A 2,572-nucleotide genomic window follows, 5' to 3' on the forward strand; every position below is an offset into this window, starting at 1 on the left:
GCAGCGTTGTTACTGCGCGTTCATCCGCGCTTGCAGCAGGGTTGAAAAATCACTGCCGAGTTTCTGGATCGGAGCAGACCAGTCGCCGGGTTTATCCTGACGATAGATCCGCAAGGTCGGATACCATGGGCTATCGGCCCGATGCACCATCCAGCGCCAGTCGGTGGTGTAAAGCTGCAACATCCAGACCGACACGCCAAGCGCGCCTGCCAGATGGGCGGGTGAGCTGTCAATCGTGATCACCAGATCCATCGCCTGCATCAATGCGGCACTGTCGCCAAAATCATGAATATGATCACCAAGGTCGGTGACAAAGGCATGCAGGCCAAGCTTGTCGATATCGGCCCTACGATCATCAATCTGGAAGCTGTAAAATGCCGCCCCCTTGGCCGACAAAATCGGCAGCAAGGTCTCAAGCGGGCAGGACCGGTCCCGCGGATTAAGCTTGCCCGCCCAGATGAGCCCGACCTTAAGCACCGTGCCCGGCGGCGGTGCCAGACGCGCACGTTTGCCTTGCGGCGCGGAGATGTAGCTATCGGTCGAGATTTTCTGAAGCTCTTTGGGTCCTATGCCCATCACATGCGGCAGGCTTAAAAGCGGCACATGCACATCAAATTCCGGAAGCGGCCGGCCCTTTTCCACAACGGTGCCAACGCCTGACACAGTTTTCATGATCGGGATCAGTTCCTTGCGACATTCAAGGATCACATGTGCGGCCTTTTGGGCCACCAACGGCACAAAACGCGCAAACTGGATCATGTCGCCAAAGCCCTGCTCGGCACGCAGCAAAATGCGTTTACCGCGAAGATCAGCTTTGCCATCCCACTCGGGCGCTGTTTCAAGCGGCCGGATCGGATTATCGGCAAGTTTGCGGCGCGTCTCGTACCCCGCCCAACCTTCGGCATAGTTACCAAGCGCAAGATGCGCCAGCGACTTGTCCCAGTTCGCATCGACATAGTCTGGGTCAATCGCAAGCGCACGGTCGAAATACTCAAGCGCCTCTTCAAAGCGATTCATATCGCGATACACAAGGCCGGTGTTAAACGTATGCGACTTCACCGTGTCATCAAGCTCAAGCGCCTTCTTGTGCGCAACAAGCGCCTCGTCAAAGCGCATCATTTCACGCAGGCAATTGCCCATATTCGACCACAAGCCGGCGTTGCCGGGGCGCAAGTCTGCCGCCCGTCGATAGGCAATCAGGGCGGCCTCGAACTTCTTGCTGCGACGAAGCGCCACGCCAAGGTTGTTCCACACATCCGGTTGATTCGGGTTCTGGCGAAGGGCCGTGCTGTAAAGGCGGATGGCATCATCAATCTGGCCGGCCTGATGGGCGGCAAGACCGCGTTGAAACAGATCGCTGATCACCTGTCGGCGCTGAACCGCGGCATCACCATTTTTGGCCGACGGCATGCTTTGATCGCTGGCGGCAACGTCTTGGGTTTTCGGGGTGGCGTCCTTGGGCGAAATCACCGGATCATCCTGTTTGGCTGCCATATTGTCCGTAGACGGCTTTGATGCCTTCCTTGCCGGTCGTTTTTTGCGCGTTGTCGCCGCTTTCGCCATTCCTGTTCCCCCCCGGTGCCTTTGCCCTTATCTGGCAAAAGCCATCGCCCCCAATAAAGGCATTTCCCACAGACTGACCACGGCGCTGTCCGCCCGATTCGGCGGCATGTGGCCTTTCCTGCACAAAGCATAATTTACCAAAAAAGCCTTACCAATAAGTGGATTTATTCATTTGGTTTTATGGAAATGGAATATTCACCACGCCCATCGTTTCTTGTTTCAGTAATTTTACCAGATGGGGTAGCCTCAGCGGCATAACAACAAACCAGAATGTAGTCGTCACGCCTTTGTGCCTCATTACGGAAAAATAAACGCACGAATTGGTCACTGTGAACATCACGCAGGGCAACAATTCGTCACAACCTGATTGTTGGTATCATGATCGGAGCTTCAGGCCGATCACCGACATCAGATCTAGGGATTGGGTTAATTCTGCCTTTGAAGGATTGGGAGACCGTAAATGGCCGAACCTAAAAGATCCGGTGCCTCCGTCGGACGTAAAGTGATTTTTGTGATTGTGGGACTTCTCATCGTTGGCTTCGCCGCGATGATGACCATCCAGACCGTCTCGCAGCGCAATGCCATGATCGAAATCATGTATAATGAATCGGTCGAAAAAACCGAAATGCTGTCAACTGCGGTTCAGCCGGGCTTCATTGCCATGGACGGCGCATCGGTCGAAAAGGAATTCCGCAAGATCACCGACAAGGAAGGCTCGCAGCTGGCAAGCCTGATCGCGGCAAATCCTGATGGTGATGCCATCGGCACCTATCAATCAGAAACACTCAAAAAGCATGATCTGGCAGCCCTGATCGAGCCATATCTCGGGCAGCTTGAAAACAAGGAAGTCATCAGCTTCATTTCCGAAGACGCCGTGATCGTCGGTGCTCCAATCACCAAATATTCCAAGCGTCGCGACGAAGATCAGTATCGGGGCATGCTGGTTACCGCCTGGTCACTTGATCGCGTCAATGCCGAAGTCCAGCAGGCCGTTATCATTCAGGTCGCC

Annotated in this window: 1 protein-coding gene and 1 pseudogene; one reads left to right on the plus strand and one right to left on the minus strand. The window is 54.7% G+C overall.

Annotated elements, in window-relative coordinates; translation table 11 throughout:
* Nucleotides 1–9: 9 nt before the first annotated feature.
* Entirely contained in the window at nucleotides 10–1,494 is a 1,485-nt protein-coding gene (locus B3Z49_RS02565; RefSeq protein ID WP_296988045.1) for a tetratricopeptide repeat-containing glycosyltransferase family protein, read from the minus strand.
* A gap of 529 nt (nucleotides 1,495–2,023) precedes the next feature.
* On the opposite strand from B3Z49_RS02565, the pseudogene B3Z49_RS02570 reads away from it, so the two are divergent.
* Nucleotides 2,024–2,572, plus strand: a pseudogene (locus B3Z49_RS02570) (methyl-accepting chemotaxis protein); the annotation flags it as partial.

Origin of the sequence: Thalassospira sp. UBA1131, from assembly GCF_002311515.1 — a bacterium.
Lineage (GTDB): Bacteria > Pseudomonadota > Alphaproteobacteria > Rhodospirillales > Thalassospiraceae > Thalassospira.